General features: G+C 65.2%; 8 protein-coding genes. 4 read left to right on the top strand and 4 right to left on the bottom strand.

The annotated features are described in order from the left end of the window. Window positions 1-3: 3 nt before the first annotated feature. Window positions 4-2,013, bottom strand: a complete 2,010-nt coding sequence (gene rep, locus BLV20_RS05255) for a DNA helicase Rep (protein WP_092297919.1) — start codon at window positions 2,011-2,013, stop codon at window positions 4-6. Window positions 2,014-2,279: 266 nt separating this feature from the next. Between rep and BLV20_RS05260 the strand changes: the two genes are divergently transcribed. Further along, window positions 2,280-3,953 carry a putative bifunctional diguanylate cyclase/phosphodiesterase gene (locus BLV20_RS05260; protein WP_092297922.1) on the top strand — a complete coding sequence of 558 codons (1,674 nt, stop codon included), beginning with the start codon at window positions 2,280-2,282 and terminating at the stop codon, window positions 3,951-3,953. A gap of 54 nt (window positions 3,954-4,007) precedes the next feature. On the opposite strand, the gene BLV20_RS05265 is transcribed toward BLV20_RS05260, so the two are convergent. Next, window positions 4,008-5,417: a NorM family multidrug efflux MATE transporter gene (locus tag BLV20_RS05265; RefSeq protein ID WP_175540141.1), complete on the bottom strand. Its 1,410-nt coding sequence runs from the start codon at window positions 5,415-5,417 to the stop codon at window positions 4,008-4,010. Between the two features lie 157 nt (window positions 5,418-5,574). On the opposite strand from BLV20_RS05265, the gene BLV20_RS05270 reads away from it, so the two are divergent. The 3 genes from BLV20_RS05270 to BLV20_RS05285 all read left to right on the top strand — a co-directional run bounded on the left by BLV20_RS05270 (window position 5,575) and on the right by BLV20_RS05285 (window position 10,204). After that, window positions 5,575-6,495 (top strand): LysR substrate-binding domain-containing protein, encoded by a 921-nt coding sequence (locus BLV20_RS05270; RefSeq protein ID WP_092297928.1) that lies wholly within the window; start codon window positions 5,575-5,577, stop codon window positions 6,493-6,495. A gap of 189 nt (window positions 6,496-6,684) precedes the next feature. Next, window positions 6,685-8,658, top strand: coding sequence for a methyl-accepting chemotaxis protein (locus BLV20_RS05280; RefSeq protein ID WP_092297931.1), 1,974 nt, complete (start codon window positions 6,685-6,687; stop codon window positions 8,656-8,658). Window positions 8,659-8,989: 331 nt separating this feature from the next. Continuing rightward, window positions 8,990-10,204: an aldose 1-epimerase family protein gene (locus BLV20_RS05285; protein ID WP_092297934.1), complete on the top strand. Its 1,215-nt coding sequence runs from the start codon at window positions 8,990-8,992 to the stop codon at window positions 10,202-10,204. A 6-nt stretch (window positions 10,205-10,210) separates the two neighbouring features. Here BLV20_RS05285 and BLV20_RS05290 read toward each other — a convergent pair whose 3' ends face one another. Continuing rightward, complete coding sequence (locus BLV20_RS05290; protein ID WP_092297937.1) at window positions 10,211-11,704, bottom strand: YifB family Mg chelatase-like AAA ATPase; 1,494 nt, start codon at window positions 11,702-11,704, stop codon at window positions 10,211-10,213. A gap of 108 nt (window positions 11,705-11,812) precedes the next feature. Beyond that, a complete protein-coding gene (locus BLV20_RS05295) occupies window positions 11,813-12,562 on the bottom strand; it encodes a phosphocholine cytidylyltransferase family protein (RefSeq protein WP_092297939.1) in 750 nt (249 codons plus the stop codon). Window positions 12,563-12,564: the final 2 nt, after the last annotated feature.

The following is a 12,564-nucleotide window of genomic DNA, read 5'->3' on the forward strand; positions in this document are numbered from 1 at the left end:
ATTCTAGCGCTTTAACATCGCGCGTATATCCGCCAGTGCGCTATTGCCGCGAACGGCTTTGACTTCGGTCGGCGTGTCGTCGTTGCCTTCCCAGGCCAGGTCGTCCGGGGGCAATTCATCGAGGAAGCGGCTGGGCGCGCAGTCGATGATCTCGCCGTATTGCTTGCGCTTGGCGGCAAAGGTGAAGGCCAGGGTCTGGCGCGCGCGGGTAATGCCCACGTAGGCCAGGCGGCGTTCTTCCTCGATGGTGTCGGCTTCGATACTGGAGCGGTGGGGGAGGATTTCCTCCTCCATGCCCATGATGAACACATAAGGGAATTCCAGGCCCTTGGAGGCATGCAGGGTCATCATCTGCACGCCTTCGGCGCCGTCTTCCTCTTCCTGCTGGCGCTCCAGCATGTCGCGCAGCACCAGCTTGCCAATGGCGTCCTCGACGGTCATTTCGCCGTCTTCGTCTTTTTCCAGGGTGTTCTTCAAGGCTTCGATGAGGAACCAGACGTTGCCCATCCGGTAGTCGGCGGCCTTGTCGCTGGAGCTGTTGGTGCGCAGCCAGTTCTCGTAGTCGATGTCCATGACCATGCTGCGCAGGGCGGAGATCGGGTCTTCGCCGGCGCACTGCTCGCGCACCTTGTCCATGAAGCGCTTGAAGCGCGCCAGGCGGTCGGTGAAGCGACTGTCCAGGTGCTCGCCGAGGCCGATTTCATCGGTGGCGGCGTACATCGAGATCTTGCGTTCGGTGGCGTAGTTGCCGAGTTTTTCCAGGGTGGTGGAGCCGATTTCCCGGCGCGGCACGTTGATCACCCGCAGGAAGGCGTTGTCGTCGTCCGGGTTCACGATCAGGCGGAAGTAGGCCATCAGGTCCTTCACTTCCTGGCGCCCGAAGAAGCTGTTGCCGCCGGACAGGCGATAGGGAACCTGGTGATGCTGCAGCTTCAGCTCGATCAGCTTGGCCTGGTAGTTACCACGGTAGAGGATCGCGAAGTCGCTGTACGGCCGGTCGGTGCGCAGGTGCAGGCTGAGGATTTCCATGGCCACCCGCTCGGCCTCGGCGTCCTCGTTGCGGCAGCGGATCACGCGGATCTCGTCGCCGTGGCCCATCTCGCTCCACAGCTGCTTTTCGAATTCGTGGGGGTTGTTGGAGATCAGCACGTTGGCGCAGCGCAGGATGCGGCTGGTGGAGCGGTAGTTCTGCTCGAGCATCACCACCTTCAAGGACGGGTAGTCCTCCTTGAGCAGCATCAGGTTTTCCGGGCGGGCGCCGCGCCAGGCGTAGATCGACTGGTCGTCGTCGCCCACCACGGTGAACTGGTTGCGCTTGCCGATAAGCATTTTCACCAGCAGGTATTGGCTGGCGTTGGTGTCCTGGTATTCGTCCACCAGCAGGTAGCGCACCTTGTTTTGCCACTTCTCGAGGATGTCGGCGTGCTCCTCGAACAGCTTCACCGGCAGCAGGATCAGGTCGTCGAAGTCCACCGCGTTGAACGCCTTGAGCGTGCGCTGGTAGTGGGTGTAGACGATGGCCGCGGTCTGTTCCTTGGGGTTGCGCGCGTTTTCCAGGGCCTGGGCCGGCAGGATCAGGTCGTTCTTCCAGGCGCCGATCATGTTCTTGATTTCGTCGACGCCGTCGTCGCCCGAGTATTCCTTTTGCATGATGTCGGTCATCAGGGCCTTGACGTCGGTCTCGTCGAAGATCGAGAAACCGGGTTTGTAGCCCAGCCGCGCATGCTCCTTGCGGATGATGTTCAGCCCCAGGTTGTGGAAGGTCGACACGGTCAGCCCGCGGCCCTCGCCACTGCGCAGCAGGGTGCCGACCCGTTCCTTCATCTCCCGCGCGGCCTTGTTAGTGAAGGTCATGGCGACGATGTACTGCGCGCGAATGCCGCAGTTCTGGATCAGGTGGGCGATCTTGCGCGTGATTACACTGGTCTTGCCGGAGCCAGCACCGGCGAGCACCAAAAGAGGGCCGCCGACGTAGTTCACGGCTTCTTGCTGCCGGGGATTGAGTCGGGACATGACGAAAAAAGGGGTCTGTAACGAAATGGGCGGGCATTTTAACAGGCTGGACGGATTCTGCTGCTATCTCCGACTTGTGACGCAGCACGCTATCTAAATTTGCCGGTTTTGATACTTTCCCTCAGGATGCGCGCTGAATATGCGTCTAATGTTCGAGTTAGAGCGGTACAATAAATTGCGTTTGATAATCAATATCATTTGTCATTGCTTATCGACGCGTCATAATGCCCGCCGCCAACTTCTATTCCAGAGTCTAGGGAGCTAGCTTGTCCAAGCCTGTCGAACCCTTGCGCTTGCTGCTGCTGGCCGAAGAGCCGGCGTGGGCAGCGTTGTTGCGCGAGTGTCTCGCTCCGTTGGGAGACTCGGTGGTGCTGATCAGTGCCCCGACCTGGGAATCCGTCAGCCGTCTGTTCGACGAAGATCGCTCCGCAATTCTGTTAACCGTTCCCCAACTGCAACCGGCTCCCGGCCGTTGCAGCTTGCCAACGGTATTGCTCCTGGAGCAGGAGCCGCAGAGCACGCCCGCCGGCGCCAGCGACTGGCTGGTGAACAAGAACCTCACCGCCGATACGGTGCGCCGATGCCTGCGCCATGTGCGCGAGCGCGGGGTGCTGGAAAATACCCTGCTGCGCCTGGCCGAGCAGGACCCGCTGACCGGCATCGCCAACCGCCAGGGTTTCCAGACCCTGCTGGCGGCGCGCCTGGCGGAAAACGAAGGGCGCGGCCTGGCCCTGGGGCACCTGGACCTCGACAACTTCCGCCACGCCAACGATGCCCTGGGCCACCAGGCCGGCGACCGATTGATCCTGCAAGTGGTCTCGCGGCTCAAGAGCCAGCTTGAGGCCGGGGACCAGCTGGCGCGCCTGGGCAGCGACGAATTCGCCTTGCTGATCGACACTCGCCGGGCGCCGCAACGCGCTGAGTGGATGGCCGAACGCATCGTCGAAGTCATGGCCGAGCCGTACTGGATCGATGGCGAAAGTCTGTTGATCGGCTGCAGCCTGGGCATTGCCCATGCCCGGGCGAATGCCGGCGCCGACCCGCTGATGTGGCACGCGCACATCGCCATGCAGCAGGCCAAAAGTACCCAGGGCTGTACCTTTCATATCTTCAACGAACGCATCAACCGCAATGCCCGCAGCCTCGCCGACCTGGAAAGCGAACTGCGCCGGGCCCTGCGCCGCGACGAGCTGGAGCTGCATTACCAGCCGCGCCTGAACCTGCATGACGGGCAGATTGTCGGCCTCGAGGCCTTGGTGCGCTGGCGCCACGGCGAGCGCGGGCTGTTGCCGCCAAGCGAATTCGTGCCGCTGGCCGAGCAGAGCGGCCTGATCGTGCCGCTGGGCTACTGGGTGATTTCCCGGGCGCTGCGCGACATGCAGGCCCTGCGCGAACGCGGCCTGGCGCCGCTGCACATGGCGGTCAACCTGTCGTTCCGCCAGTTCCAGGACAGCCAGCTGCTGTCGACCCTCAGCCGGCTGATTGCCGAGCGTGGCGTCGAGGCGCAATGGCTGGAATTCGAGCTGACCGAGACCGCGGTGATGCGCCGCAGCGACCTGGTCAAGCAGACCATGGATGCGCTGGGGCGGTTGGGGGTGCGGTTTTCCCTGGACGATTTCGGCACCGGCTTCTCGTCTTTCGTGCACCTCAACAGCCTGCCGATTGCCCTGCTGAAGATCGACAAGAGTTTTGTCGGCGGCATGGAGCAGCGCGACGAGAACCGCAAGCTGGTGCACGCCATGATCAACCTGGCCCACAACCTCCATCTCGAAGTGGTGGCCGAAGGCGTGGAAACCCCCGAGCAACTGGCCTTGCTGCGCAGCTTCGGTTGCGACCAGGCCCAGGGTTACCTGATCAGCAAGCCGCTGCCGTTGGCGGAACTGGTGGAATATCTGACGTTCGGCAGAAGCCAGCAGGTCCTGCTCGGCGAGGTTATCTGAGGGCACTTCCCGGCAGGCGCGGGCAATGGGCGGCAGCCCAACTGCTCCTTGCGGCTACGGGATGTCCCGGGCGGCCTGGAAGTTATCCCGCGGCGCAGGCTCCGCGCCTTCCCGGCGAATCATCCGTTGCATTTTCCATTCAAAGGCCAGGGTCAGGCTGATGGCGGCGCATGCCAGCCCCGATGCCAGGCCCCACCACACGCCGGTCGCGCCCCAGCCCAGGGTGAAGGCCATCAACCAGGCTGCCGGTGCACCGATCAGCCAGTAGCAGCCCAGGCCCACGAGGAAAGTGGTCTTGGCATCCTTGAGCCCGCGAATCGCGCCCATGGCGATGGTCTGCGTGCCGTCGAACAGCTCGAACCAGGCCGCGACCGCCAGCAGGCTGACCGCGAGGTTGATGACATCGCGAAAGGCCGGGTCGTCATGGTCGAGGAACAGCCCGATCAACTGGTTCGGCAGCAGCCAGAAGACCATGGCGAAACCCAGCATAGCCGCGCCGCCAAAGGCAATCCCGACCCGACCGGCCAGGCGCGCATGCAGCAACTGCCCGGCGCCGTAGTGCTGGCCGATGCGCATGGTGATCGCGTAGGAGATCCCGGCCGGCACCATGAACGCCACGGAGACGATCTGCAGGGCGATCTGGTGCGCCGCCAGTTGGGTGCTGCCCATGGTGCCCATGCACAGCGCGGCGAAGGCGAACAGCCCGACTTCCACCGCGTAGGTACCGCCGATGGGCAGGCCCAGGCGCCACAGCTCCCGCAGGTAGTGGCGGTTGGGCCGGGCCAGGCCCTGGCGCAGCGGGTAGGCGGCATAGGCTGGGTGACGCTTGATGTGCCAGGCCAGCGCCAGGGCCATGCAGTTGGCGACGATGGCGGTGACCAGGCCGACCCCCACCAGGCCCAGTTTCGGCAGGCCGAACATGCCGGTGATCAAGGCGTAGTTGAGCAGGAAGTTGGCCACGGTGCCGGCCAGGCTGATGACCATCACCGGCGTGGCGCGGCCGATGGCGCTGGTGAAGCCGCGCAGGGCCATGAAACTCAGGTAGCCGGGCAGGGCGAACGGCAGGATCAGCAGGAACTGGCCGGCGGACTGCACGTTGGTTTCGGTCTGGCCGAACAGCAGCAACACCGGTTTGAGGTTCCACAGCAGCAGGCCGGCGACCAGCGCCATCAGCCATGCCAGCCAGAGCCCGGCCTGGGTCAGGCGGGCGGCGCCTTCGATGTCGCCGGCACCCTGGCGAATCGCGACCAGGGTGCCGACCGCCGCGATCACGCCGATGCAGAAGATCGACACGAACGAATAGGTGGCCGCGCCCAGGCCGCCGCCGGCCAGGGCTTCGGGGCTGAGGCGGGCCATCATCAGGGTGTCGGTCAGCACCATCAGCATGTGCGCCAACTGCGAGGCGATCAGCGGCCCTGCCAGCCGCAGGATGGCCCAGAGTTCGGTGCGTGCTGGATGCTGCATGGTCATCGGTCTCGATTCCGAGGAGGGAGTGAAGAGGGTTGATTCTCGGCGCTCTCGGCGACTTGCACAAAGGGATAAAAACGATTGGTAGCATGATTAAAACTCATGCAAGGCGGATTCTGGTAAGTTGCCGCCATCGCGCCCGTGGAGAGCTGCCATGCCCCGTCGTCTTCCGCCCCTGTATGCCTTGCGTGCCTTTGAAGCCGCCGCGCGGCACAGCTCGTTCACCCGCGCGGCCGAGGAACTGTCGATCACCCAGAGCGCAGTCAGCCGGCATATCCGCACCCTGGAAGATCACTTCGCCTGCCGGCTGTTCCAGCGTAGCGGGCGCAACCTGCAATTGACCGAAGCCGCGCGCCTGCTGCTGCCGGGCATTCGCGAGGGCTTCACCGCCCTTGAGCGTGCCTGCAATACCCTGCGCGCCGAAGACGACATCCTGCGCATGAAGGCGCCCTCGACCCTGACCATGCGCTGGCTGCTGGCGCGCCTGAGCCGGTTCCGGCATTTGCAGCCGGGCAACGAGGTGCAACTGACCAGCGCCTGGATGGACGTCGATTCGGTGGACTTCAACCAGGAGCCCTTCGACTGCGCGGTGCTGCTGAGCAATGGCCATTTCCCGCCGGGCTGGGAGGCCAGCTACCTGTTTCCCGAACTGCTGATTCCGGTGGGCGCGCCGAACCTGCTCAACGACCAGCCGTGGGATGTGGCGCGACTGGCCGCCACCGAGCTGCTGCACCCGACCCCGGATCGCCGCGACTGGCGCAACTGGCTGGAGCGCATGGGGTTGTCCGAACAGGTTTCGCTCAAGGGCGGGCAGGTCTTCGACACCCTGGAGCTGGGCATGATCGCCGCGGCCCGGGGCTACGGCGTGTCCATGGGCGATTTGCTGATGGTGGCCGAGGATGTGGCCCAGGGGCGCCTGAGCCTGCCCTGGCCGACGGCGGTGGCCAGTGGCGAGAATTACTATCTGGTCTGGCCCAAGACCCGTCCTGGCGGCGAACGTTTGCGCCGCCTCAGCGACTTTCTCCAGAACGAGGTGCGGGCCATGCAATTGCCCGCCGTCGAGCGCCTTGGCTGAAACGATGAAGGCCCCATGACCACGGGGCCGCGCGATACCTGTGCGCTTCGCTCAAGTATTGATCGGTGCCGCCGAATCCTTGGAAGTGGAACCTTCGTTCTGACCGGTTCCGAGACCTCATTCTTATTAGAACCATTGCCGAGCGTGTGACGCGATCAGGACGATCCGGTCTCTCGGCCAGGAGCTGTCATGTCTCAACCTCGTGCCCGGATCGCCTCGCAGCTTGGTCTCGCACTCGCCGTGGTACTGGCGATCGTGATCAGCGGCAGTACCGTTTTCGCCCTGCGCTCGCTGGACGCCGCCAACCTCGCCACCCGGGAAGAACACCTGGCCAGTGAGGCCCGGCTGCTGGCCGACCAGCTCAACACCTTCCACAGCACCTTGCGCGAAAGCACCCAGCGCCTGAGCGGGTTGTTCGAAAAGCGTTTCAGCGGCGGCCTGAGCCTGCACCCGGACCAGCCGGTGACCGTGGCCGGTACCCGGACCCCGGGCCTGTACCTGGGTGACGTGGTGCTGAACAACAACTTCGAGGAAGTCGACGAGTTCAAGCAGATGACCGCCGGCGTGGCGACCGTGTTCGTGCGCAGCGGCGACGACTTCATCCGCGTCAGCACCTCGTTGAGCAAGCAGGACGGCAGCCGGGCCATCGGCACCCTGCTGGACCACGCGCACCCGGCCTACCAGAAACTCATGGCGGGGCAGAGTTATGTCGGCCGCGCGCTGCTCTTCGAGCGCCTGTACATGACCCAGTACACGCCAGTGCGGGACAGCGCCGGCCAGGTGATCGCGGTGCTGTTCGTCGGCTTCGACTACACCGACGCGCAGAACGCCCAGTTCGCCAACCTCAAGCGCTTCCGCATCGGCCAGACCGGTTCCCTGGCATTGCTCGACGAACAGCAAAAATGGCTGGTCCCGCCGGCCGGCGTACAAGCCCTGGAGCAGGCGGCGACCGTCACCGAACTGGCCGGGCAATCAGGCAAGGGGCGTTTCTGGAGCGACAAGGCCGAGGACTTCTACAGCGTCGCCGTCCCTTTCGAGGGCGGCCCCTGGTCGGTGGTGGCGAGCATGCCGAAGGCCGAGATTCGCGCCGTGACCTGGAGCGTCGGTACGCGCCTGGTCATCGGCAGCCTGTTGGCGATGCTGCTGGCGGTGGGTGCCACGGTCTGGCTGCTGCGCAGCAAGCTTGCGCCGCTGGGTGACCTGGTGCGCCAGGCCGACGCCTTGGGCAAAGGCGACCTGAGTGCGCGCCTGAATGTCTCCAGCCAGGATGAGATCGGCCAGTTGGCGGGCAGCTTCAACCAGATGGGCCAGGCCCTGTCGACCATGGTCGAGCACATCCGCCAGGCCGCCGCGCAAGTCAATGGCCGGGCCCAGGCGCTGTCCGGGCTATCGAGTGGGGCATACGAGGGCATGGAGCAGCAGTCGGGCGAGATCAGCAGCATGGCCGGGGCGGTGGAAGAGTTCAGCGCCACCTCGCTGAACATCGCCGACAACATGGGCAACACCGAGCGCCTGGCCCAGGAAAATGCCCAGCAGACCCGGATCGGCCGCACCTCGATGGAGGAAGCCTCGGCCTCGCTGGAGCAAATCGCCGGCGCCTTGAACAGCACCGCCACGGTGATCGATACCCTGGGCCAGCGCTCCGAGGAAATCGGCGGCATCGTCGGGGTGATCACCGCGATTGCCGACCAGACCAACCTGCTGGCGCTCAACGCCGCCATCGAAGCCGCGCGTGCCGGCGAGCAAGGCCGCGGCTTTGCCGTGGTTGCCGACGAGGTGCGCAACCTGGCGTCGCGAACCCGCGAAGCCACCGACGAAATCTCGGTGATGATCAACAGCATCCAGCAGGAAACCGGCAACGCCATCGCCACCATGGAGCAGGGCAACGTGTTGATGCGCGAAGGCCTGTCGCGCAACGCCAATGTCGCCTCGGCCCTGGCGCGCATCGACGAGCAGAGCCGCTCGGCCGGCGAGCAGTTCGCCGCGATCACCACCGCGACCCAGGAGCAGAGCAGCACCGCGACCCTGCTCAGCAGCAACCTGCAGAGCATCGCCCTGGCCAATAGCGAACAGCGCGAAGTGGTGTCGAACCTGGCGATCACCGCCAAGGAACTGGAGAAGCTGGCGGCCGACCTGCGCCAGGAGGTCGACCGCTTCCGCTGACCGCATCGCGGGCAATCCCATCCTCCGTAGGAGCGAGGCTTGCCCGCGATCACATCAGACCTGCCAGCGCATTCCTCAGCCTTGTCCCCCTGGCCCCGGATCCACGCGCTTGCCGATATCCCGCAAGCGCGCCAGTTAGTCGACCCTGGTCGGCGCTTCATCCAGGCCGCCGCCTCGCGATCCGGCAGCCAGATCCGCAGCCGCGACAATTGAAGATTCGCTGAGTCCTGGGTAGGCGTTCACGTGAGCTCGCCTGTTGCGGAAATTAAGTTGCTGAAACGTTTCATCAGCGCTATAAAAATTCCCACAACTCCAATAAAGGCACCTGCTCATGACCCCGCTCCGTTTGCTGCTCGCTACTTCCGCATTCACCGCTGCTTCCCATGCCATGGCCTGGGACTACGTTCTGCTCGATACCGATAAGGCCGCCGAGGATTTTCGTGTCACCAGCCAACAGCTGGGCGTGAAGACCGACCCACCTTTTTCCGTGACCCTGCGCACCCTGCATGGCGGGCGGCAGGAGGGCGTGAGCATTGTCGACATCGACAACGGGGCGATGCAGCTCTCGGTGGTGCCGACCCGCGGCATGAACGTGCTGCAGGCTTCCGTCGGCCAGGTGCGCATGGGCTGGGATTCGCCGGTCAAGGAGGTGGTCAACCCGGTGTTCATCGAGCTCAACGGTCGCGGCGGCCTGGGCTGGCTGGAAGGTTTCAACGAGCTGGTGACCCGCTGCGGCTATGAGTGGGTCGGGCATCCGGGCATGGATAACGGCGAGCTGCTGACCTTGCACGGTCGGGCGGCGAATATCCCGGCGAACAAGGTCACCCTGCATATCGACGAGAAGCCGCCATACGCCATCAGCCTGCGCGGCGAGCTCAAGGAGCAGGCGTTCAAGAAGGTCGATTTCTCGGTGGCCACCGAGCTGGTAACCGAGCCGGGCAGCACCCGTTTCGCCCTCAACGACACCCTGACCAACAACGGCGACTACCCGAAGGAATACCAGGCGCTGTACCACAGCAACTTCAGCACGCCGTTCCTCGAAGAGGGGGCGAAGTTCGCCGCGCCGGTGAAGCAGGTGTCGCCGTTCAATGACAAGGCCAAGGGCGATCTTGCCGATTGGCAGGCCTACCGCGGCCCGACCCGGGATTACGATGAGACCGTCTACAACGTGGTGCCCTACGCCGATGCCCAGGGCGACACCCTGACGGTGCTGCACAACAAGGCCGGTAGCCTGGGCGTGGCGGTGGGCTTCAATACCCGGCAGTTGCCGGTGTTCTCCCTGTGGAAAAACACCGATACCCAGGGCCAGGGCTACGTGACCGGCCTGGAGCCGGGCACCAGTTTTTCCTACAACCGCCGCTACCAGCGCCCGCTGGGCCTGGTGCCGACCATTGGCGCCAAGGAGCAACGGCAGTTCCAGATCCATTACAGCTTGCTGGCCGACAAGGCGGCTGTGGATAAAACCCTGGCCGAGATTCGCCAGATCCAGAACGGCCGCCAGACTGAAGTGCGGCCGACGCCGCTGGTGGACCTGAGCAAGGAATAAGCGCTTTCAACTCGCGGCCGGCCGGTATTGCAGGGCCTCGGCCAGGTGTTCGCGGCTGATCTGCTCGACCTGCTCGAGGTCCGCCAGGGTACGGGCAACCTTGAGCAGGCGGTGGGCGGCGCGCAGGGACAGGGTCAGGCGTTCACAGGCGCTTTCCAGCCAGTGCTCGTCGGTTGTGGATAACTGGCAATGCCGGCGCAGGCCCGGGAGATCGAGAAAAGCATTGGCGCAGCCCTGGCGCCGTTGTTGCCGCTCCCGGGCGCGGGCCACCAGGGCCGCGGCTTGCGCGGTGTTATCCCCAGCCTGGGGCTTGGGGTTGAGGGCCGTGCTTTCCCGGGCCACCGTCAGGTGCAGGTCGATGCGGTCGAGCAGCGGCCCGGAGAGCTTGTTGCGATAGCGCTGGATCTGCTCCGGGGTGCAGCGGCAGCGGCCACTGGGCTCGCCAAGATATCCACAGGGGCAGGGGTTCATCGCCGCCACCAGTTGGAAGCGCGCCGGAAAATGCACCCGGTCGCGGGCGCGGGCGATAACGATCTGCCCGGACTCCAGCGGCTCGCGCAGCACTTCCAGCACTTTGCGGTCGAACTCCGGCAACTCGTCGAGGAACAGCACGCCGTGGTGGGCCAGGGTGATTTCCCCGGGTTGCGGTTTCGAACCGCCGCCGACCAGCGCCGGCCCCGACGCCGAGTGGTGAGGCTGGCGGAAGGGCCGTTGTGGCCAATGGCTCAGGGGAACATGGCTGGTGACCGACTGGATGGCTGCCACTTCCAGGGCTTCCTGCTCTTCCAGCGGTGGCAGCAGGCCGGGCAGGCGGCTGGCCAGCAAGGTCTTGCCGGTGCCCGGCGGGCCGCTGAACAGCAGGTTGTGCGCCCCGGCCGCGGCCACTAGCAGCGCACGCTTGGCGGCCAGTTGGCCCTGCACTTCATTCAGGTCGGGGTAGGGGCGGTCCTGGTAGAGCAGGCCGTCCGACGCATAAGGCGCGATCGGCGTATGGCCGTTGAAGTGGGCCACGGCTTCCAGCAAATGGTCGACCGCGATCACTTTCAGCCCTGAGGCCAGGCAGGCTTCCTCGGCATTCGCGCGCGGCACCATCAGCGTGCGCCCGGCCTGGCGCGCCGCCAGGGCCGCCGGCAAGACCCCGCGCACCGGGCGGACCGCACCGGAAAGCGCCAGCTCGCCCAGGCACTCGACGTCCTCCAGGGCCAGGGTCGGCACCTGCACGCTGGCGGCGAGAATGCCCAGGGCGATGGCCAGGTCGAAGCGCCCACCGTCCTTGGGCAGGTCGGCCGGGGCGAGATTGAGGGTGATGCGCCGGGCCGGAAAGTCGAAGCCGGCATTGAGAATGGCGCTGCGCACCCGGTCCTTGCTTTCCTTGACCGCCGCTTCGGGCAGGCCCACCAGGGTCAGGGCCGGCAGGCCGTTGGCCAGATGGACTTCGACCGACACCGCCGGCGCTTGCACGCCGGTCTGGGCACGGCTGTGGACAATGGCCAGAGACATGACTCGTTCCTTGAGGCTGGGAAACCGCGTCCTGCGGTTGTGCAAGCCTAGCCCCGGCCGGAGCTTCGTCGCGCCGGAAAATCGGCTCAGGATGTTGCAGCGGGCGGCTCAGCCGCGCCAGTCGTGGGACCAGCCCGGCTGTGCGATGCGCGCTTCGTACAGGGCGATATCCGACTGATTGTCGACTTCCACCCAGCCGCCGCGAATGGCCACGGCGGTGATGGCGGTGCCGGCCTGGAGCAGGGCGCGCAGCAGGCTGGTCATGTCCAGCTGGTCGATCTGCTGCTGGCTCATGCCGGACAGCAGTGTCCGGACCTGGCTCCAGCCGTCGGGGGTGAATTTCAGCAGGCCCATGTATTGGCCTTCGATTTCCTCGCGGCTGGCGGTTTTTTCACCGATGCCCAGCAACTGGCCGGCCTGTTGGCGGAAGCTTTCGGCATCGCTGAGGGGGTCATCGAAGCGCGCCGACCACAGGTCCCACCAATCGAGGTCGTAGGTGATGCTCAGGGGCGCCTGGGAGGCCATCAGGTCGCGGACGATGTCCGGGCGGTAGACGATGTCGCCGTAGCACACCAGGGTCGGCCCGCTGGACAGCAGGGCGTCGGCGCGCATCAGGCTGCGCACCATGTTGCTGCTGGCCCAATGCGGGTTGTACAGCCGGCTCTGGCCGTAGCCTTCGAGGGCTTCGCTGCAATAACCGCTGACCAGGTGCACCTCGTCGACTCCGGCGTTGTCCAGGGCTTGCAGCTGCCATTCGAGCAGCGGCTTGCCAGCCAGGCGGGCCAGGGGCTTGGGTTGCGTGGCGGTCAGGTGTTTCAGGCGGGAGCCGCGGCCGGCGGCGAGAATTACGGCTTTCATGT

The sequence above is a fragment of the Pseudomonas sp. NFIX28 genome, assembly GCF_900107395.1.
Classification (GTDB): domain Bacteria; phylum Pseudomonadota; class Gammaproteobacteria; order Pseudomonadales; family Pseudomonadaceae; genus Aquipseudomonas.

Excerpts from the sequence above, each read along its gene's own strand:
- BLV20_RS05285 (WP_092297934.1), top strand. The coding sequence starts at position 8,990 with ATGACCCCGCTCCGTTTGCTGCTCGCTACTTCCGCATTCACCGCTGCT.
- BLV20_RS05265 (WP_175540141.1), bottom strand. The coding sequence starts at position 5,417 with ATGCAGCATCCAGCACGCACCGAACTCTGGGCCATCCTGCGGCTGGCA.
- BLV20_RS05280 (WP_092297931.1), top strand. The coding sequence starts at position 6,685 with ATGTCTCAACCTCGTGCCCGGATCGCCTCGCAGCTTGGTCTCGCACTC.
- rep (WP_092297919.1), bottom strand. The coding sequence starts at position 2,013 with ATGTCCCGACTCAATCCCCGGCAGCAAGAAGCCGTGAACTACGTCGGC.
- BLV20_RS05290 (WP_092297937.1), bottom strand. The coding sequence starts at position 11,704 with ATGTCTCTGGCCATTGTCCACAGCCGTGCCCAGACCGGCGTGCAAGCG.
- BLV20_RS05270 (WP_092297928.1), top strand. The coding sequence starts at position 5,575 with ATGCCCCGTCGTCTTCCGCCCCTGTATGCCTTGCGTGCCTTTGAAGCC.
- BLV20_RS05295 (WP_092297939.1), bottom strand. The coding sequence starts at position 12,562 with ATGAAAGCCGTAATTCTCGCCGCCGGCCGCGGCTCCCGCCTGAAACAC.